Annotated in this window: 14 protein-coding genes; 6 read left to right on the top strand and 8 right to left on the bottom strand. The window is 42.1% G+C overall.

Translation table 11 applies throughout. From position 1 onward, the window contains the following. The first annotated feature begins 355 nt into the window (after positions 1 to 355). The 3 genes from BV372_RS01680 (at position 356) to BV372_RS01690 (ending at position 6,758) form a co-directional block, all read left to right on the top strand. Positions 356 to 4,264 carry a PAS domain S-box protein gene (locus BV372_RS01680; protein ID WP_086682228.1) on the top strand — a complete coding sequence of 1,303 codons (3,909 nt, stop codon included), beginning with the start codon at positions 356 to 358 and terminating at the stop codon, positions 4,262 to 4,264. A 234-nt stretch (positions 4,265 to 4,498) separates the two neighbouring features. Then, positions 4,499 to 5,446 (top strand): LysR family transcriptional regulator, encoded by a 948-nt coding sequence (locus BV372_RS01685; protein WP_086682231.1) that lies wholly within the window; start codon positions 4,499 to 4,501, stop codon positions 5,444 to 5,446. 241 nt (positions 5,447 to 5,687) lie between these two features. Then, entirely contained in the window at positions 5,688 to 6,758 is a 1,071-nt protein-coding gene (locus BV372_RS01690; protein WP_086682237.1) for an anthranilate phosphoribosyltransferase family protein, read from the top strand. 147 nt (positions 6,759 to 6,905) lie between these two features. Here the strand turns inward: BV372_RS01690 and BV372_RS01695 are convergent, their stop codons facing one another. The 6 genes from BV372_RS01695 to BV372_RS01720 form a co-directional block, all read right to left on the bottom strand. Continuing rightward, on the bottom strand, positions 6,906 to 7,808 hold the full coding sequence (locus tag BV372_RS01695) for an MBL fold metallo-hydrolase (protein WP_086682240.1): 903 nt from the start codon (positions 7,806 to 7,808) through the stop codon (positions 6,906 to 6,908). Between the two features lie 12 nt (positions 7,809 to 7,820). Continuing rightward, positions 7,821 to 8,204, bottom strand: a complete 384-nt coding sequence (panD, locus tag BV372_RS01700; protein ID WP_086682243.1) for an aspartate 1-decarboxylase — start codon at positions 8,202 to 8,204, stop codon at positions 7,821 to 7,823. Positions 8,205 to 8,427: 223 nt separating this feature from the next. Further along, positions 8,428 to 8,940, bottom strand: a complete 513-nt coding sequence (locus BV372_RS01705; RefSeq protein ID WP_086682246.1) for an inorganic diphosphatase — start codon at positions 8,938 to 8,940, stop codon at positions 8,428 to 8,430. 390 nt (positions 8,941 to 9,330) lie between these two features. Then, on the bottom strand, positions 9,331 to 9,516 hold the full coding sequence (locus tag BV372_RS01710) for a hypothetical protein (RefSeq protein WP_086682249.1): 186 nt from the start codon (positions 9,514 to 9,516) through the stop codon (positions 9,331 to 9,333). A gap of 877 nt (positions 9,517 to 10,393) precedes the next feature. Beyond that, positions 10,394 to 11,365: a DUF362 domain-containing protein gene (locus BV372_RS01715; protein ID WP_086682252.1), complete on the bottom strand. Its 972-nt coding sequence runs from the start codon at positions 11,363 to 11,365 to the stop codon at positions 10,394 to 10,396. A 72-nt stretch (positions 11,366 to 11,437) separates the two neighbouring features. After that, positions 11,438 to 12,874 carry an aspartate ammonia-lyase gene (locus tag BV372_RS01720; protein WP_086682255.1) on the bottom strand — a complete coding sequence of 479 codons (1,437 nt, stop codon included), beginning with the start codon at positions 12,872 to 12,874 and terminating at the stop codon, positions 11,438 to 11,440. Positions 12,875 to 13,088: 214 nt separating this feature from the next. On the opposite strand from BV372_RS01720, the gene BV372_RS01725 reads away from it, so the two are divergent. Next, positions 13,089 to 13,844 (top strand): ATP-grasp domain-containing protein, encoded by a 756-nt coding sequence (locus BV372_RS01725; RefSeq protein ID WP_086682258.1) that lies wholly within the window; start codon positions 13,089 to 13,091, stop codon positions 13,842 to 13,844. Positions 13,845 to 13,882: 38 nt separating this feature from the next. Continuing rightward, positions 13,883 to 14,389: a CDP-diacylglycerol--glycerol-3-phosphate 3-phosphatidyltransferase gene (pgsA, locus tag BV372_RS01730; RefSeq protein ID WP_086682261.1), complete on the top strand. Its 507-nt coding sequence runs from the start codon at positions 13,883 to 13,885 to the stop codon at positions 14,387 to 14,389. 34 nt (positions 14,390 to 14,423) lie between these two features. Here the strand turns inward: pgsA and galE are convergent, their stop codons facing one another. Next, entirely contained in the window at positions 14,424 to 15,500 is a 1,077-nt protein-coding gene (gene galE, locus BV372_RS01735; RefSeq protein WP_086682265.1) for a UDP-glucose 4-epimerase GalE, read from the bottom strand. Continuing rightward, positions 15,497 to 16,915: a sugar transferase gene (locus BV372_RS01740; RefSeq protein ID WP_086682267.1), complete on the bottom strand. Its 1,419-nt coding sequence runs from the start codon at positions 16,913 to 16,915 to the stop codon at positions 15,497 to 15,499. Before BV372_RS01740 ends, galE begins: the two co-directional genes overlap by 4 nt. Before the next feature lie 714 nt (positions 16,916 to 17,629). Here BV372_RS01740 and BV372_RS01745 point away from each other — a divergent pair. Continuing rightward, positions 17,630 to 19,825, top strand: coding sequence for a GumC family protein (locus BV372_RS01745; RefSeq protein ID WP_086682270.1), 2,196 nt, complete (start codon positions 17,630 to 17,632; stop codon positions 19,823 to 19,825). Positions 19,826 to 19,963 lie beyond the last annotated feature (138 nt).

Below are 19,963 nucleotides of genomic sequence, written 5' to 3' on the forward strand. Positions count from 1 at the left end.
TCTGTAAAACCGCTTGTTAAAAAAATTCTAAATTTATTAACAATTACATAGTTTTTTTGCTTTTTTTACTAACAAAAACATCGCCAAAACTGAATTTTAATTTTGACGCTTTCTTGAATAATCTAAAGGCGGTTACAGAAATCGATTAAAACCAACTGAGAACAATTAAACATTTCTAATTTCTTTAATCATGCATCCTGGCATAGTCGGGTAATAAATCAATTCAGCTCATTAATTTAAGATGGCTGAAATACTTTAAATCTAATTTTTGTAAGCATACGTAATATTAGACAATATCAAATCTAGAAACTGGATTGCAGCTAGTCGTTAAAAGCCAACACAAGAGGGAGGGATTATGTCATTTACCATCCAAAATAATCATGAATTTAGCCCTCAGCTACTTCATTTACCAAGTTTAAAGGATTGTATAGACTACTCTCCCTTGACGGTTACCGCAAATATTGCGGTAGTCGATGCCATTGTCTTGATGAGTCAGCACCGAACCAGTAGTGCCTTTGTAGTTGAAGAGTCCCAGGTACTAGGAACTTTTACAGAAAGAGATGTAGTTAGACTAACTGCCTCTGGAGTTAATCTATCTGGGGTGAAAATTGCAGAAGTAATGACGCGTCAAGTTCTTACCCTGAAGCAATCTGATGCTCAGGATCTCTTCAGTGTCGTGTCGCTATTACATCAGCATCAGATTCGCCATCTACCTGTATTGAATGACAATGGTCAATTGATCGGTAAAATTACACCTGAGACTATTCGTCAAGCGCTGCAACCTGCCAATTTCCTGAAGCTGCGATATGTTAACGAGCTGATGACTACACAGATTATTCATGCGCCGCGAACTGCAACTGTGCTGAACATAGCCAGACTTATGGCTGAACATCAAGTTAGTTGTGTGGTGATAGTGGAAGAGGCAGAAGAACAGTTGGGCACCCATGCTCTCCTACTTCCTGTAGGAATTATTACCGAGCGAGACATTTTGCAATTTCAGGTATTGGGTTTAGATCTAGCGCAAATCCAGACGGAAAGCGTGATGAGTACACCCTTATTTTGCCTGAGTCCCAAAGATTCCCTATTAGTTGCCCATCAAGAAATGCAGCATCGCCATGTGCGGCGATTAGTTGTGGCTGGGGAGCAAGGGGAATTGCTAGGAATTGTCACTCAAACAAGCTTTTTGCAGGTTCTTGAACGCTTAGAAATGTCTGCTGTAATTGCCGCACTCCAACAACAGGTAGAACAACAGACAGATGAATTGAGAAAAGCCAACAAGCATTTACAGCAAGAGATTGTGCAACGCCAGCAAGTGGAGGAGGAGTTACGCCGAGTTACTGATGAGTTAGAAAAACGAGTAGCGGAACGTACCATTGAACTTTCCCAAGCTAATGCACTTTTGCAACAAGAAATTAGCGATCGCGAACTTGGATTTCGGGAACTCCAGCAGACAGAATCTGCACTAAGAACTAGCGAGTTGCAACTGCGAGCATTATTTAATGGGGCGAATGACGCAATGGTGATTGCGGATGATGAAGGTAGGTATGTAGACGCTAACCCCGCCGCCGCGCGACTTTTTGGCTTATCAACGACAGATCTGTTAGGTCGCACTATTGTAGAATTTGCCGAGCCTGGTTTTGATTTCGTCAAAGCATGGCAAGAATTTCAAGTAAGTGGGCAAAAGACTGGAGAATTTCGCCTTCTACGTCCCGATGGTACTATCTGCGAGGTGGAATATGGGGCTACGGCTAACTTTCTGCCTCACCGCCATCTCTCAATTTTGCGAGACATTAGCGATCGCAACCAGCACACAGAACAGCAGCGACTAGTGACAGCAATTGCCCAGCGTATCCGCGCCTCTTTGAACTTGGACGAGGTTTTAAATACCACTGTGGCTGAAGTGCGCCAGTTTCTCCAGGCTGACCGAGTTTTTATTTATCGCTTTCAACCAGACTACAGTGGCACGATAGTAGTGGAAGCTATTGGTAAAGGTTGGATTTCTGCTCTAAATGCCAAAGTTGCAGATACTTATTTTATGGAAACTCGCGGCGAGGAATACAGACAGGGCCGTATTCAAGCTGTACCAGATATTTATACAGCAGGTCTTACCCAATGTCACTGCGATATACTTGCTCAATTTCAGGTGAGAGCAAACTTAGCAGTCCCGATATTGCAAGGAGAACATTTGTGGGGATTGTTAGTGGTTAACCAATGTTCTGCACCCCGATTGTGGCAGCAGTGGGAAATAGATTTAATGAATCAATTGTCAACTCAGGTAGGCATTGCCATCCAGCAATCGGAGCTGTATCAGAAAATACAAGCTGAACTAATCGAGCGCAGGCAAACAGAAGAGGCATTACGCAAGAGTGAAGCGCAACTGAAGTTAGCCTTGGAAGCTGCCCAAACAGGAATTTGGGATTGGAACATTCTGGATAACAAGATTACTTGGTCTAAGAACTTGCCTGCGATGTTTGGTCTTCCCCCAGATAAGTTTGATGGGGCTTATGAAACCTTTATCAATCAAGTTCATCCACAAGACCGAGAATTCGTGAGTAACGCAGTCATGCGATCAATGCAAGAGGGAGCAACCTACGACATCGAATTCCGGATTGTCTTCCCCGATGGTAACATTCGCTGGGCAGCCACTAAAGGTCAAGTTTTTTACGACAAAACTGGCAAAGCTGTACGAATGATTGGGGTAGATATGGACATTAGCGATCGCAAGCAAGCGGAACAGAAAATCCGCGAACAAGCTGCTTTGCTTGATATCGCTACCGATGCAATCATAGTCCGCAATTTATCACACAAAATCTTATTTTGGAACAGAGGAGCCGAACGCTTATATGGTTGGTCAGCAGAGGAAGCATTAGGAAAAAATGCCAATGAGTTAGTGTACAAAAAAATCCCTCCACAATTTGCAGAGATTTTTACGACTGTTGTTGAGCAAGGCGAGTGGCATGGTGAATTGCATCAAGTCACAAAACATGGTGTGGATATCATCGTTCAAGGGCGTTGGACACTGGTGCGCGATGAAACCGGAAATCCCAAATCAATCTTGATTGTTAACACTGACATCACCGAGAAAAAACAACTTGAAGCTCAATTTCTCCGTGCCCAGCGCTTAGAGAGTCTCGGCACCCTCGCCAGTGGCATTGCCCACGATCTCAACAATATTCTTACGCCTATTCTTACTTCATCTCAATTGTTGGTGCTCAAACTCAGCAATCTCGATCCACGAAATCAACAATTATTGAAAATAATCGAAAATAATTCCAAACGCGGTGCTGATTTAGTTAAGCAAATTCTCACCTTTGCTCGTGGTTCTGAGGGCAAGCGCTTTCCATTACAAATAGAACATCTGCTTGCGGAAATTCAACATATTACCAACAGCACATTTCCGAAATCCATTATTATCAATACTAATCTACCGACAACAAACCTTTGGACTGTCTTGGCAGAGTCCACGCAATTGCATCAGGTGTTAATGAATCTCTGTGTAAACGCTCGCGATGCTATGCCCAATGGTGGCAATTTGGATCTGACAGCAGAAAATATCCTCATTGATGACGCTTATGCCAAAATGCATTTAGATGCTCAGGTGGGTGAATATGTAGCGATCGCTGTCTCGGATACGGGAGTGGGTATTCCTCGCCATATATTGGATCGCATTTTTGAGCCATTTTTTACAACTAAGGAACAGGGCAAAGGCACAGGGCTAGGTCTGTCAACAGTGATTGGCATTGTCAAAAACCACGGTGGTTTTGTTAATGTCTCTAGCGAACTCGGCAAAGGCACGCAATTTCAGGTGTACTTGCCAGCTGGCTCCCAACGGGCAATCCAGCAACCAGAAACTCTAGAATTACACAATGGCAAAGGAGAAACGATTTTAGTTGTAGATGATGAATCCGCCATCCTGGAAATTATCAAAACCTCATTAGAAGACTACAACTACAAAGCTCTGACAGCTAGCAACGGTATTGAGGCGATCGCATTATATAGTCACCACCAAAATGAAATTAGCTTGGTATTGCTAGATATGATGATGCCATCAATGGATGGATTAACTACCATCCGCGTTTTGCAACAAATGAATCCACAGGTCAAGATTATTGTCATGAGTGGTGTCAATGCCACAAGTCAGCTTGCCGAAGTTCATGGCATCAATACATTTTTGAGCAAGCCCTACACTATCAATGAATTATTGCAGGCTCTAGAGAGAGCGCAAGCAGGCCACTCATCTGGTGCAAAATCTGATGAACCATAAATTTTATCTTGATATTTAGATATAGCAAAAAAAAATTCAAGATTTTTGTATGGGAGATTTGGCGAAAAATACAGCATAAGCATGAATATTGATGAGAAAAGCTGTACAAGGCGCATCAAAAAAATTTGAATTAAAATATTGCATAACCAACCACTTGTAACAAACTGTACCAAAATGAGTCAAAGAATCCGTTAACTTAATGAAAGCCATAAATGTAATTCAGGCTACATAAAAATGCGACTAGAGCAGTTGCAAGCTTTTTTAGCGATCGCGGACACCGGTAGCTTTCAACAAGCAGCACGAAAATGTGGGGTCACTCAATCTACCATTAGCCGCCAAATCCAGGCATTGGAAGCAGATTTGGGGATAGAACTGTTTCATAGAACCACTCACGCCAAGCTGACGCTGGGGGGTGAGAGGTTGCTACCCCGAGTGCGAAAAATTTGTCAAGAGTGGCAAACAGCCACAGAGGAATTAACAGATTTAATCGCAGGTAAGCAGCCAGAATTGTGCATTGCAGCCATTCACTCGCTGTGCGCCTCCTACTTACCACCAGTATTGCAACAATTTTGTCGCGATTATCCAGAAGTACAATTACGGGTAACGTCCTTGGGTAGCGATCGCGCTTTAAAAGTCCTCAAGGATGGATTGGTGGATCTGGCAATTGTAATGAATAATCGCTTTTTAACTACTGGCCGAGAAATGGTAGTAGAAGTACTGTATGAAGAACCTATAGAAGTTCTCACATCTGCCAAACATCCATTAGCCCAATATGAATGTATCCCTTGGTCTGAGTTAATTCGCTATCCCCAGGTGGTGTTTAAAGATGGTTATGGGATGCAACGCTTAATCCAAGATCGATTTGAGCGACTGGAAGCGACATTACAAGCAGCTTTAGAGGTCAACACTTTAGATGCTTTCCGAGGAGTAGTGCGTCAAGGAGAACTGATCGCTTTGCTACCTCATTCCGCATTAATGGAAGCGCAGCTAGACCCAACTTTGGCAGTGCGCCCTTTAGCCACTAATAATAATGTTACTGTGCCTGACACTTCTAGTTTGACACGTCGAGTAGTCATGGTTACAACTGGCGATCGCCTGCAAATTCCTCCGATCAAGCACTTTTGGCAACTGGTGCGAGACAATATCCCACCGCAAATTAACCAACAGCGATCGGCTTCTTAACAGTCAATTAGTCATTAGTCATTAGTCATTGGTCATTGTCCATAATTAACAAAGGACAGCGTTGTTGAATAATGGAATGATTGAGGCTAACGCAAAGACGGGGTAGGGACAAAAGACGAATGACAAATGACAAAGCGCAAAGTCGAGCCAGTGCGTTCCTGTCGCCTCGCGTCGGAAAGCATCTGGCGTCGGAGCGCCGATTTCCGGCGATCAGAACTTTGTAAGAGAGGACAAAGAACATATGAGCAATCTATTTAGGCAATTTCTGCAAAAGGTAGGGAGTGGAAATCACACAGGAGAAAATTTAACTCGTGCTGAAGCCGCAACAGCTACCAAAATGATGTTGCTAGGTGAAGCAACTCCTGCCCAAATCGGGGCGTTTCTGATTGCCCACCGCATCAAACGTCCTATCCCAGACGAGTTAGCAGGAATGTTAGATGCTTACAATGAACTAGGGCCAAAACTCCAACCCATCGCTTCAGAACGACCAGTCATAGTTTTTGGCATCCCTTATGATGGCAGAACGCGCACTGCACCAATTAGCCCGCTCATCGCTTTAATATTAGCTGCTGTTGGTCAACCAGTGGTGATGCACGGTGGCGATCGCTTCCCAACAAAGTATGGACTACCCTTAGTAGAAATTTGGCAGGGGTTAGGCGTTGATTGGACAAACTTGTCACTAGCAAAAACCCAGCAGATATTAGAGCAAACAGGAATTGGCTTTGTTTATACGCCTCAGCATTTCCCATTGACTCAAAGTATTTGGGAATACCGGGATCAACTGGGGAAACGTCCACCCTTGGCAACAATGGAGCTAATTTGGTGCCCCTACGCTGGGGATGTGCACATGATTCCGGGATTTGTCCATCCACCTACAGAAACGCTGTTTCAGCTAACTCTGGCTTTGCAAAATATTACAAAATATACATTAGTGAAGGGATTGGAAGGTAGTTGTGATTTGCCACGCGATCGCACGGCGATTATTGGTTTATCAACACCCTCAGGACAGCTAGAAAGGCTGCACCTCGTGCCGCGTGATTATGGTTTTACTACTAAGAATGTCCCCCTTAACACTACAGAAGAACTACTTACCCAAATGCATGAGGTTTTGGCTGGTAATCCTACAGAATTAACACAAACAGCCTTGTGCAATGGTGGATTTTATCTCTTTTCAAGTGGCGTTTGTCCAGATATGCGATCGGGTATAGCGAAAGCGGAAGAATTATTGATGAATGGTGTGGTAGCTGACAAACTTCAACAACTCAGCCAGGTAGTAAATTCAATATCAAAAACAGCATTTCAGCCAGCGTGAAGAAGGTAGAAGGTTGCAATGAGCGTGTCAGCTTCAGATCTATACTGATTTTGTATGGGTCTTAAATTCTTGCTCCCTTCTGCCTTTGTTGCTAATTTTGACTATGTGTGATGTTTGGGAAGACTCTCTTCCCTTAAGCCTTTGGCCCTACTTAGCCACAGATAAAATCATACCTTCACAGGCTAAGAGTGCTTTGGGAAATACAGACTTAACTTCAGTTTGAACCCGATCTAGAAAATCATCGTCATCATCTGGATGATAATGAGATATGACTAAGCTTTTAACAGCCGCATCATTAGCTAAATCCGCAGCAGTTTGCCATTGCAAATCAGCTAAATCATGGTTGTGAGCGGTAGGGGGATTGTAGGTACCGTTAGCAATCAATAAATCGACCCCTTTAATTAGCTGTAAAATCCGCTCTTGCTCTAGTTTCTCAGGACTCTTGGGTAAATCTGTAACGTAGGCAACGCTAAACTCTTGCCAAGTAACTCGGTAGCCAATCGATCGCTGGTGTTTATTGATCAATGCTGTTTTAATTGTGACATCCTCCAGCTTGACCTCGCTACCTGAGTTGAGATTGTGGAAATGCAATTCCGACTGCATTACCTGTAAAGGATAAGGAAAGTGTGGCTGGAGCATTTGGTCATACAGGCATTGCTTAATCGAGGCGCTATTCGAGGCTGCTGTGCCGTAGATATGAAAGCAATTTTGGTCAATAAATGCGGGGGCAAAAAAAGGAAACCCGAGAATGCGATTTGATTGGGAGTTAGTGAAAAATAAATGGGCTTCTATTGGCTGTTGCAGGTGCTGCCAAGTTTTACCCAGTACTCGTAAGCCAGTACCCCCATCAAAAATCAACTCTTTTCCCGCTACACGAATTTCTACACAAGCAGTATTTCCACCATAGCGGTTGGTGCTGCTCCCTGGGGTAGGAATCAAACCTCTAACACCCCAGAATTGCACTAAAAATTCTGCGGCTGGACTACTGAGTGGGGTAGTTTGCTTCTCAGTTAAGTAGCTTTGGGAACCCGACAGCTCAAAATTTGACATTTTCCTCGAATTTTAGACCTTACTGAGCAGGTCATCGTAGTGCCGTACTTCCAACAGTTGGTTTTTTTCGTCTACAATGACAACCGTAGGCGAGTAATTTTGTAACTCTTCCGGAGTAAACTGCCCGTAGGCCATTATAATCAGGCGATCGCCTATAATGCCTAGACGTGCGGCAGCCCCATTTAACTCAATTACTCCTGAGTAATCTGGAGCAGGTATTGCATAGGTAATAAAACGCTCGCCATTAGCTTTATTCACTACTTGTACCTGTTCGTAGGGTAAAATGCCAGCTTTTTGCAACAGAATGTTATCTATACTGATACTACCCACATAGTTGACATTTGCCCCTGTAAGGGTACAGTTGTGAATTTTGGCTGAAAGGAGAGTTCGCTGCATTTGATTTAGGGTTTATGTAGCAATTTTTGCGCGCGGCAAACAGCAAAAGGTTTTGATTTTTTTGTTTCTTGACTCTGGTGACTAGGTTTTTAACTAGGTTGTGCCAATCAAATTATGAAATCATGATTAAACAAAATTGGTAATGGGTTAATCAATAGTCAACAAGACAAAAGCCAACTTCTGAATTACTGACAACTGAAATATTACCCATTACCATAACCGATTATCCTTGAGCAGCTTTAATAGACTTTTCTACCAATGCATTTACCTGCTCAACATCCTGCCAACCGAGAATTTCAGTCACCTTTTTTTCCAGATTTTTATAAGTGCGGAAAAATTCAGCAATTTCATCCAAACGGTGTGATGGTAGGTCTTTTAAAGATTTTATTTGAGCGTAGCGCGGGTCTTTGTCAGGAACGCAAAGGATTTTTTCATCGCGATCGCCACCATCAATCATCTCTAACAAGCCAATCGGTCGTGCAGCAATTATACAACCTGGAAAGGTTGGTTCATCAATGATGACCATACCATCTAACGGATCGCCGTCATCAGCTAAAGTATTGGGTACAAAGCCGTAGTCGTAAGGATATTGTACCGAAGAATAAAGGACTCGATCTAAGGCAAAGGCCTGAAGATCTTTGTCATATTCGTATTTATTTTTACTCCCGCCGGGAATTTCAATTAGAACGTTGATTAGTCCCGGTTTTGGTTGGGCTGGTATAAGGGTTAAGTCCACAAAAAAGCGCCTCCTGTAACACAGTAGATTTTGGGTGCATCGATATAGGCTCCCCGTGTAGAATTTTAGGGCCAAGATGGACTTCTTCCCAAGGTATTCTTTTAACAAAAGGGAACAGGTGAGAGCAACAGTCTCCTGTTCTCCTGAAAAAAAAGGCGGCAATTCTTTAGAATTCACCGCGCCGCCTGTCACTATTGTGATTTCCCCCTGCTAGAAGCAGGTGGGATTCTTAAGTGTTTAAATAGAGTCGATAGTATCCAAGTTATGTCTTCACACAGTCACAAGAGAGTTGATCCAACTCTGTGTTTTGCTGAGTATTTGTGCTGGGTTACAGTTTATTACACTTTGGATGATTTCTTTTCTATATTCACTGATGAGACTGTCTAATTTTCACTTCATTGGCATTGGCAGATTATAACTCAGAGGTTGCTGGTTATTAGGCACATTCGTTGAAGAATAATGAGCAATGACAAATACAGGTAATGTCAGAGTTAGTAGAGCGATCGCAGTTCCCACAATGTCTGCCAACCTATGGGGATATATATCGTTATTGGCAGACTGGCTATTTGAATTCATACAAAAAATTTGAAATTCACCTATTCGCTTTCAGATTTACTCTCGTCGAGAGAGTCTTGATTCTATTTTAACTATTTTTTAGATGTAACTTGTGGATACAGTCGGAATATTATCCAGTTTTACAAGTGTCATAATATTTCTTTGCTACAAAAGACTTTTGATACAAAGTTTCACACCAACATTTTTGTCTTTCATCTGGTGACTAATATTAAATTTCACTTGTTCTCCAGTATCATTTTTGAATTCCTCAGATTTAGATTAAAGCAATATAAATTACATTTCTTGCACTTGGTTGTAGATGCAATTCTCAAATTCTTTTGGGCTTCACTGCATTAGTATAACATCTGAAAATGCTTTGTCTAAGGTACTTTTAATGATATTTAGTTAATTTGTGTTACCTAAAATTTATCCCAAAAACACACTGATTATCCATTACGGTTACTGATACTTCAACAGTAGTTATACTTAAATAGCTTCACCTTTTCGCATTAACGAATAGTGTTGATTTTTTTAACCATGAATTCAGACCGAATAAATACAGACATATTTACCTGGCTTGGCAGTATTAATTCAGTGCCTATGCTAGAAATATTGCCAAGCTTAGATTACCTAGCATTAGTAATATTTCCTATTTTGTCAATCTATAAATAGGTATATTTTTAGAAATGTAGAATACTATATCTCTACAGATATTTCTCAAATATTGTAGCAACGATATCTAGCGTTAATGTCAGAGTTTGATCAACAATTTTATAATAAATTTCTCAATGATAAAACCGCCGCTAAACTAGGGCGGTCTGGTTAAGAAATCGGATGTTAGTTATAGCTGAATCTGCTAAGAATGCAAGTTGTTGTAACCAAGTTCGCAATTGTTCAACTAACGTCTACCATAAGCAATCATCGGTTCTTTAATAAATCGAATGTAAAGGTGTTTAAACGTGGATTTAATCACACGCGGCATAGCAAAATCGATGGGAATTAACTTGTCTGGTAACCGCCAATCTTCTAATTTTAGTAAGTCAGGTTCTAACTGAGGAAAATCAATATCAGCCAATTCTGGACATACACCTAATCTTTGGGAAGCTGCGACGGTGGGCACTTGCTGGGGTGGGACGTTGAGAATTTCCACCATTGCCCGATCTAGGGCAAATACATTTGATGCTGCTGCTAAAATACCCAAGGCACGAGGTTCTCCATTACTAGGGCCATTGCCATCATGACCGATGATGCCATCTAAAATGGTTAAGTTGGGGTTAATAGCCTTGGCAGTTTCTACTAACATTTCGCCAAATCGGTTAGCGTCTTTGCCCGCTTCCATATGCCACCAAGCTTTCATCTTGCCGGGGACACAACCAAAAAGATTTTTAACGCCTAAAGTTAAAGTCAGTTGGGCATGGGATTTGACTTTGGGTAGGTTAATTACCACATCCGCTGCCATTGCTTCTTTAGATAACAACAGGTGGTTAAAATTTTCGCTGACTGTTTGGTAACGCTGCCCGTGAAAATCTACTATTGGCAGTTTAAGTTCTTCTAAAATCGATGCATAGCCATTTGCTATAGCTACTCCCTTCGCACTACCAAACGCTGGGCTATCCCCTAAAAATGGCTTACCGCCAGCTTCAATTACCATCTGGGCAACTTCGTAAACCAGTTCGGGGCGAGTGGTACACTCTTTACCAGGACGCGCCCCTGTGAGGAGATTAGGCTTGAGTAAGACGCGATCGCCTTTATTAACAAAAGCTGCCATTCCCCCGAAAGGTTCCAGCAGCGTTAGTAAAGACTCCCGTAAAGTCTCTCGTTCGTAAGAAGTAGCACGGATTAAACTGACCGATGGTTTTTGGGTCTGCATGGATAATAATGAAAATTAGTAAAGATAACAGAAAGAAGAACTTCTTCTTTCTTATATCTTCCTACTATCTTTCTAATCCACTTTGTCTGATTCTGTAGTGAGGGGTAAGATACCACTCATTTGTTCTAGATTTAATACTGTGGCTAATTCTGCCTCACTCATCAGCCCTCTTTCCAAAACAATCTGCCTTAAGGATTTGCCCGTTTCCAATGATTCCTTAGCTACAGCCGCAGCATTGAGATAACCGATGTGAGGATTGAGGGCTGTAACTAAAGCTAAACTACCTTCAGCGTATGCCAAACACCGTTCTTGGTTGGCGGTAATGCCTTTGATGCAGCGTTCTGTGAGGGCGGCGATAGTATTACCCAAAATTTCGATGCTGTGAATCAAGTCATAGGCAATTAGCGGCATCATCACATTTAATTCCAATTGTCCGGCTTGCGCTGCCAGTGCGATCGCATTGTCGTAACCTATAACTTGAAAGCACACCATCGATGTCATCTCTGCCATCACCGGATTATACTTTCCTGGCATAATCGAGGAACCGGGTTGCACTGGCGGTAGTTGAATTTCTTTGAATCCAGTTTTTGGCCCAGAATCCATCAGCCGCAAGTCGTGGGAGATTTTCACTAAATCCTGAGCTAAATTGCGTACCGCCCCGGAAACATTTACAAATGGTGCCATACTCTGCATTGCCGCCATCAGGTGAGGTGCAGGTTCCAAAGGTGAGTTGAGTAATTGGGAGAGAACTTCCACCACCCGCGCCCGATACAGGGGATGAGTATTCATACCCGTACCAGCTGCACTTCCACCCAAACCCAGCACCATCAAATCTCCTGAGGCGGTGTAAATGCGGTTTTGATGTTCTGCAAGAATGTGTGCCCAAGCCCGGAAATTCTCACCCAAACGCACAGGTACAGCATCTTGCAAATGTGTTCTACCAGACTTGACGATATCTTGAAATTCTGTAGCTTTAGCTTCTAAGGCTGCGATCGCATGATCTAACGCTGGGTGTAATGTATGCGAAAGTGCCAATAAACCACCAATGCGAATTGCTGTGGGAATTACATCATTGGTAGACTGCCCATAATTAACATGGTCATTAGGACTCACACGTTTGTAGTTGCCTTTTTCATCACCCAGAATTTCTAGAGCACGATTTGCCAAAACTTCGTTGACATTCATATGGTGCGAAGTACCTGCACCAGCTTGATAAACATCGACAACAAATTGATCGCGGAACTTTCCTGCAAGTATCTCTTCGGATGCTTGCACAACTGCCCGACTTATATCTTGGGAAATACAACCTAGTTCGCCGTTAACAATTGCTGTAGCTTTTTTGATTAATAAACAGGCATCTACGTAAGTAGATAAAGGCTTAAGTCCGCTGATTGGGAAATTTTCTATCGCCCGCAACGTTTGAATACCGTAATAAGCGCTACTAGAGATTTGGCGATCGCCCATTGAATCGCGTTCGATGCGAAATTGGGAGTCTGTTTGTTGAGTCATAGTTTGGATAATTTCAGAGAATCTCAAAACACAGATCATCCCACGCCTAGGCAGAGATGTGGAGATCTAAAATCTGTAAGCTAAATCATTTTTTACGTAATAATTTAGGTATTTATAGCAAAGTTTGGATCTTTACTCTCTGTATTATTTTGGTGGGGTCTTGCTTTGAGGTTATCAGAGTTGAACAATTTAGGATTAAATTTTTGAGCTGGCATTGATTTCTCAAGCTTTCATTCAAGAACAGGGTAATGGAAAACTCCGATATGAGGAGCAACTTGTTACCGAAGAACTTAGGCAACAAGGTATACCAATCACTTTTTATACTCAAAAGCGAATTCAGAGGCGACAACTTTTACTTGATGAACAGTCTTTAGTAGTTGGCGATATGCCATGTGTTTTGGGCGCATTAAAACAGCTTGGTATCCCAGAACCTTTACCGAATGATTATCCCAACTCTATGAGCAACTTCATGCATCGCCGGATATGGACATCTACGCTTTTAGAGTTGGAACAAGGGCTTCGGAACGGCAAATATCCTCCAACATTTGCTAAACCTGCTGTACGCCGCAAACGCTTTACAGGTTGTGTCTTTGAATCAGAATATGATTTATACCGAGTTTATGGAGTGTCGCGTCAGGAAAAGTTGCTGTGTTCAGAAGTAGTGTCTTGGCTGAGTGAGTATCGCGTCTATGTTGTGCACTCAGAAATTAGAAGTATCGATCATTATGATGGGAATGCCAATATTCTGCTAGATCTCGAAAAAATTCGGTGCGCTATTAAAACTCTGGATAATGCGGGACAATCCTATGCAGGGTATGCAATTGATTTTGGAGTTTTAGATTCTGGAGAAACTGCTCTTGTAGAGATGAACGATGGTTTTGCTCTAGGAGCATACAAAATTAATCGCAAAGACTACACAGACATGATTTTAGCAAGATGGGAGGAGCTTTTATCTCAGCGTGTGGCATAACAGGCGGACAGATTGTATTTTTAAATTTAGAATTGCTTATGACCCTACCCAACTGGATTACTTTTTCGCGTTTATTAGGGATACCATTTCTACTTTATGGTTTATACAATCCCACAAATCAAGCTAAGTGGATATGTTTAGCAATTTTTTTAGTGGCGGCATTAACTGATTGGTTAGACGGCTACTTAGCCCGGAAACTCAACCAAATTAGCGATTTAGGAAAGTTTCTTGACCCTTTAGTAGATAAATTTTTAGTGCTTGCGCCGTTGATGGTGTTGATTGAATTAGGCAAAGTTCCAGCTTGGGGAGTGTTTCTGATCTTAGCGCGGGAATTAGCGATCGCTGGTTGGCGGGTGAATCAAACTCAAATTACTGGGGCGAATATTTGGGGTAAACTCAAAACCGTGAGTCAAATACTAGCGATCGCACTTCTGATTGCACCCCTCTCACAAGAGTGGCAAATCCCAGCCTTGATTGCTTTTTGGGTTTCTGTCATCCTGACATTAATCTCTGGGGGAATTTATCTTTTACCATCATCTGAATGATGAAATTACCTCTTTGAATTTAGCCAAAGCTTTATTAAGGTAGTTTATAGGCAATTTCCGTTATTTTAGATCTGACAGATCTTTCCTGATTGATTGACACTAGTTTTTGTCTAGCTGCTCTTTTAGTCCGTAGTTTTTCCTGATGCAATTCCCAAGCTAGGGTCGTGTAAACGATCGCATCCAAATCGTTATATTTAGGTTGCCAGCCTAATACCTTGCAGATTTTATCTGCACAAGCCGTGACACAAGCTGGGTCACCAGGACGACGGTCGGCTTCAATCACAGGGAAATCTACCCCAGATATTGCTTTAACCCGTTCAATCACTTGTCGGACGCTATAACCTTGCCCATAACCGCAATTGAGCGTTTGGCTTTCTCCACCCTGTTCTAAGTAGCGTAAAGCATCGACATGGGCAGCAGCCAAATCTTCAACATGAATATAGTCCCGAATTCCAGTACCATCTGGAGTAGGAAAATCTGTGCCAAAAATTCGCAATTCTGAATGGCGCTGCAATGCAGTATTACAAGCAGCTGCAATTAAGTGTGTTACATTACGCAAACTTTGCCCCAATCGTCTACAAGGGTCAGCTCCCCCAACATTGAAGTAGCGCAGAGTTACATACCTGAGACGAGACGCGAAACTGTAGTCTTGAATCAGCCATTCACTCATCAGCTTTGAGCGTCCATAGGGGTTAATAGGTAAAGTAGGGGTAGACTCCGTAACCGGATTTTCTTCAGGTTCGCCATAAACTGCCGCGGTGCTAGAAAAAATGAATTGGTTAACATCCAGCACATTACAGCATCGGAGCAAATTCAAGGTATTGCGCGTGTTGTTGGCGTAGTAGTCAAGGGGATTGGCAACTGATTCCGGTACAACTAAACTAGCGGCAAAGTGTAGCACCGCACTAAATCGATGTTTGGCAAAGACTTGGTAAAGACGGTCTGTATCTGCTAAATCACCAATAATTAACTCACCGTACAGTACAGCTTGAGGGCAACCTGTAGAGCAATTGTCGTAAACCACCACATCATAACCAGCTTCACCTAATTGGCGCACCACATGGGAACCAATGTAACCTGCGCCGCCTGTTACCAATACTTTTGTTTTCATCTACCTTTTCCTAACAAAACAACCCTGACAGTTTTAAAGGCGATCGCTATATCCAACCATAAGGAATAATTTTTGATGTAGTAGAGGTCATAAGCTAGCTTTTCGTAAGCATCCTCAACTGAAGCACCGTAGGGATAAAGTACTTGTGCCCAGCCAGTGATTCCCGGTTTGACTAAATAACGCAGCTCGTAGTACGGAATTGTTTCTTTGAGCTTGACATCAAACTCCGGTCGCTCCGGCCGGGGGCCAATCAGACTCATATCTCCCCGCAATACATTTAAAATCTGCGGTAGTTCATCAATTCGCAACACTCGTAGCCAGTATCCCACTCTAGTGATTCGCGGATCGCGTTGACTTGCCCATTGTGCCCCCCGTTTCTCTGCATCCTGATACATGGACCGAAATTTGTAAACCCTAAATGGCTTACCATACAACCCTGTGCGTACTTGACTATAGAATACGGAACCTCGACTGTCCAACTTAATTGCCACCATTGCTAATAGCATCAGTGGAAATAAAAATATTAGTAATAGCCCTGTCAGTATTAGGTCTACCAACCGCTTCAACTTCAGACTAATACCACCAGGTACTAAGTTAAAACCAGCACTAAAAGCTAACCAGCTATCCTCCAGTAGAGAGGACGGAAGTTTGTACCATAAGGTTTCGCAAATATCCGGTAGCCTGTAAATTGGGATACCTTGCAACCGTAATTGCATCAACTGCTGCACCTGGATATCAGAAAAATCCTTTGGGCTTGCCACTACTACCCCTGACCAAGATTGCTGACTCCAAGCAGACAAGTCGTTTGAGCCAGTTATGTAACTCAGATTAGATGCTGTTTTTGCTAATTCGGTGAGTTCTGGATCGGCTTCTGCAAGAACTACCAACCGCCCCAATGGGTTCTGTTCGAGGAACATTTGTGCAAATTTTATACCACTTTTGCCAGCACCTAGCATTAACCAAAGACTTTGCTCGGCGTGCGATCGCAACCACTTGACTGCCAATAACCGTGAGAACACAGCCCAGATTGTAAATATTCCCAGGCTTACTAGCAAAATTCCTCGCCCCAGAAATGGGTATTGTCCCCAAGTGCCAGATAAGTAAATTAGGGCAGAGGTGATTCCACCAGCTATTAAAGTACTAACTACGATACGAGCCGGAGCACGCAAACCTGCTATTTGCGTATCTGGATGATAAGTATCTGCCAGATAAAGGCCTGCCAGAACCAGTAGTATAAATCCACAAACAACCGTATCAAAACCCTCAAAGATCTGACCTAGGCGTAACCAAAAGGCAACCCCTAAACAGACAAATAAGCCAAAAATATCTCCTACCAAAAGTAATACAGGCATGAAGCGTGGGATTTTGAGTAACTGAATGCTTCCCCTGTAACCGTGAAATGGTATATTGAACATAAGTATTTTATACTACTCTTAAATTCCGAGATAAACGATCTGTAGGTAGTAGAATTTTTGTGCTTTAAAATGCTTAACTCTAAAGTTTTATTACCTTAAGTATGTATTTCAGTTTGCCAATTTTTGGCTGGAAATGAAGCAAATTTAATTAGCTCAGTTTCAGTTTAAGAGTATTTTAAGTGTTTCTGCGATAATAATTAGTCCCTTTTATCACAAAAAAATTAACATAGCGACAGTTATTTTCGTAACAAGTGCTTTACATGACTTGTTATTTCCCAGTAGATGATTTTTGGAGATTTTAATCAAGCGTACATATCTAGAGCTTAGACAGGAATACACTGTTTTATTGGTACATTACCACCTCAGTGGGCTGTACACAAACAAAGGGGATTAAACAAGTTACTTAGTATTAGTTTTTCGTGAAGCTTCATAACAAAGCTCAAAAAGCTATAAAAAATATCTATATTTTTTTAAATTTAGATAAATCACGTTTATAATTACCTTTGACAAAGTCAAAGGTAGTATTTTTGGTGAGCTAAAGAACAAAAATTAGTATAAAATGGTCGGGACGTTTTGGGATCAAGATATTTTAAGGAAAATTTCTGATAAATAGCAGGACTAGCTATCCCCGGTTAATTTTGTTGGAGCGATAATTGTGTTTGCATACAAAGCAGCACCATCGCACATTATTTTTGGTTTTTCGGTACATTATTTATGCCTACTAAGCGAGACGACCGTGACCTTATTGATTTCCACCAGTACTGGCCGATACTAAAAAGGCGTTGGCCGGTGACAACAGTTGTGATTGGCTCTGTGTTTGGACTGACAGCGTTAGTCACTTTCCTCCAAAAACCAGTTTACGAATCACAAGCCAAGCTGTTGTTTAACAAACAGAGTGGAGTTTCATCACTCAGTGGTCTGTCTTCACAAGTAGGAGAACTGAGCGGTTTGACCAACCTTAGCAACCCAGTGGATACAGAAGCCGAAGTCATCCGCTCAAATCCTATTGTTCAAAAAACCATTACCAGCCTTAACCTGAAAGATAAATCAGGTAAACTAGTTTCGATCGAAAGATTTCTCAAAGTTCTGAAACTGAAGACTATTCGGGGAACGGATGTGATGCAACTCTCCTACCGCAGCACAAATCCGCAAGAAGCAGCATCTGTAATTAATTCCCTGATGAACTATTACTTAGAAAGCAATGTTCGCACTAACAGTGCTGAGGCCAGGTCTGCAAGAGAATTTTTGAATCGGCAATTGCCTGAGGTTGAGAAAAGAGTATTAAAAGCAGAAATGGCCCTGCGTCGGTTTAAAGAGAAAAACAGGGTAGTAGCTCTAGATATAGAAGCAAAAGCCGGGGTAGAAGGCCTTAAAGATTTATTGGAGGAAATTACTACAGCCCAAGCAGAATTAGCTGATGCTAATACTCGCACTAGAGCGTTGCAAAGCCAAATGGCATTAAACACGCAACAGGCTGTAGAACTCAGCACCTTAAGTCAATCTCCTGGGATACAGCAGGTACTTACCGACTATCAGAAAACAGAAGATGAGTTAGCAGTGGCACGCACTCGCTTCAGTGATGAGCACCCTACCGTTATTAATCTGGATAAGAAAGCAGCAGCTTTAAGAAGCCAACTAGAAGGGAGAGTTTCCCAAACCATAGGTAATTCCGAATTTGTACCAGAGCAAAATTTGCAGATAGGAAAACTCAAGCAGAATTTGACCGAGGAATTAGTCAAGTCAGAAGTAAATCGGTTGGCAATAACAAACCGATTAGCCGAGTTGCGGCAAGTATACATAGTTAATCAAAGACGCTTGGATATTTTACCCCGGCTCGAACAACAACAGCTACAGCTACAGAGACAGTTGCAGGTAGCGCGACTTACCTATGAACAACTGTCAAAGCAGTTACAGGAAGTTGAGGTCATAGAAAACCAGAATATCGGTAATGCGCGAGTAATCTCTGAAGCTTTAGTTCCTGAGAGGCCTGTTTCTCCGGTAATTCCCCTAAACTTAGCTTTAGGTGGATTTTTGGGCATTTTGCTAGGCGTGGGCACAGGGCTACTGCTGGAAGCGATGGATACTTCTTTGAAGACTATTGAGGAAGTTAAGCATCTATTAGATTATCCTTTGCTAGGTATAATTCCGTTAGCTGAAAAAGCAAAGGGAAGTGATGGTGAGGGGAGTACAGAATTACCCGTACTCAACAATCCCTACTCCCCTGAATCTTCAGCGTTTGAGATGCTTCAGGCTAACCTGAGTTTTAGCATTTCTGATAAGAAGCTCAAAGTAATTGTTGTCAGCAGTTCAGTTCCAGGCGAAGGTAAATCTTTTGTGGCAGCTAACTTGGCAGTAGCAGCAGCACAAATTGGGCATAGAGTGCTGTTGGTAGATGCAGATATGCGTCGCCCTCGTCAACACAAAATTTGGGAACAATCCAACCTGATAGGGCTGAGCAATATTTTAGTGGGTCAGGCTGAGTTACCAACAACTACGAAAGAAGCACTTATGACTTTAGACTTTGTTAGTTCTGGTACGATTCCACCCAATCCTGCGGGACTTCTAGAGTCAAAACGCATGGCTGCTTTAATCCAAGAGGCTACCAATGACTATGACTTTGTAATTATTGATGCTCCACCGTTGACTGCGGTTGCTGATGCGCAGATATTAGGCAAGCTAGCGGATGGAATTTTGCTAGTGGTGCGTCCTGGTGTAGTTGATTCTGCTGCTGCTAGTGCTACAAATACCCTGTTAGCGCAGTCTGGACAGAAGGTTTTAGGAATGGTAGTCAACGGCATTACTTCTACTAGCAGCTATGGTGGCTACTATTCCAAGGGTTACTACCATCAAAATGGGCACTCTAAAAATGGAAAAGTGAATAAACAGATGCCCAAAATTCATATTTCCTAATTTTGTTGATTAGCTAGAGTAATTTCATTAATTCAAACATTTCAACCTTAAAACTCAGTTTCATCTTTTACTTAAAGTAATTGGGAACTCATATTTGAACATTATTTGTGTTAGGATTTAACCCTAATACAAATAAAG

Origin of the sequence: Nostoc sp. T09 (genome assembly GCF_002154695.1) — a bacterium.
Taxonomy (GTDB): Bacteria; Cyanobacteriota; Cyanobacteriia; order Cyanobacteriales; family Nostocaceae; genus Aulosira.

Excerpts from the sequence above, each read along its gene's own strand:
- BV372_RS01715 (WP_086682252.1), bottom strand. The coding sequence starts at position 11,365 with ATGCAGACCCAAAAACCATCGGTCAGTTTAATCCGTGCTACTTCTTAC.
- BV372_RS01740 (WP_086682267.1), bottom strand. The coding sequence starts at position 16,915 with ATGTTCAATATACCATTTCACGGTTACAGGGGAAGCATTCAGTTACTC.
- panD (WP_086682243.1), bottom strand. The coding sequence starts at position 8,204 with ATGCAGCGAACTCTCCTTTCAGCCAAAATTCACAACTGTACCCTTACA.
- pgsA (WP_086682261.1), top strand. The coding sequence starts at position 13,883 with ATGACCCTACCCAACTGGATTACTTTTTCGCGTTTATTAGGGATACCA.
- BV372_RS01690 (WP_086682237.1), top strand. The coding sequence starts at position 5,688 with ATGAGCAATCTATTTAGGCAATTTCTGCAAAAGGTAGGGAGTGGAAAT.
- BV372_RS01695 (WP_086682240.1), bottom strand. The coding sequence starts at position 7,808 with ATGTCAAATTTTGAGCTGTCGGGTTCCCAAAGCTACTTAACTGAGAAG.
- BV372_RS01720 (WP_086682255.1), bottom strand. The coding sequence starts at position 12,874 with ATGACTCAACAAACAGACTCCCAATTTCGCATCGAACGCGATTCAATG.
- BV372_RS01745 (WP_086682270.1), top strand. The coding sequence starts at position 17,630 with ATGCCTACTAAGCGAGACGACCGTGACCTTATTGATTTCCACCAGTAC.
- BV372_RS01710 (WP_086682249.1), bottom strand. The coding sequence starts at position 9,516 with ATGAATTCAAATAGCCAGTCTGCCAATAACGATATATATCCCCATAGG.
- BV372_RS01680 (WP_086682228.1), top strand. The coding sequence starts at position 356 with ATGTCATTTACCATCCAAAATAATCATGAATTTAGCCCTCAGCTACTT.
- galE (WP_086682265.1), bottom strand. The coding sequence starts at position 15,500 with ATGAAAACAAAAGTATTGGTAACAGGCGGCGCAGGTTACATTGGTTCC.
- BV372_RS01685 (WP_086682231.1), top strand. The coding sequence starts at position 4,499 with ATGCGACTAGAGCAGTTGCAAGCTTTTTTAGCGATCGCGGACACCGGT.